Source organism: Ulvibacter sp. 2210JD10-4 (assembly GCF_058148525.1).
Genome location: NZ_JBYVJZ010000122.1, coordinates 1 through 232 on the forward strand (window position 1 = coordinate 1; position 232 = coordinate 232).

The window sequence follows — 232 nt, forward strand, 5'->3', positions numbered from 1 at the left end:
CACTGCATGTATTAGGCTCACGAATGGCGCTATATATTTCAATTTATTGCGTTGTACATGTCCTATCATCTGCCACTTTACATCTTTAGGCATCTCTTTCCACTTGGCTTCCATCTCCTGAATTTTATTTTCGCCCAATACATGCTGCCCTGCTTCATAGGCTTGCATCAGATCACTTACAGGCTTTGTCTTGGAAATAGCGATAAGGGTTACATCTTCCGGAAGTGTGCTT

At 42.2% G+C, this 232-nt stretch carries 1 pseudogene; it reads right to left on the reverse strand.

The annotated features are described in order from the left end of the window. Nucleotides 1-232, reverse strand: a pseudogene (locus tag ACY2RT_RS15730) (YggS family pyridoxal phosphate-dependent enzyme); the annotation flags it as partial.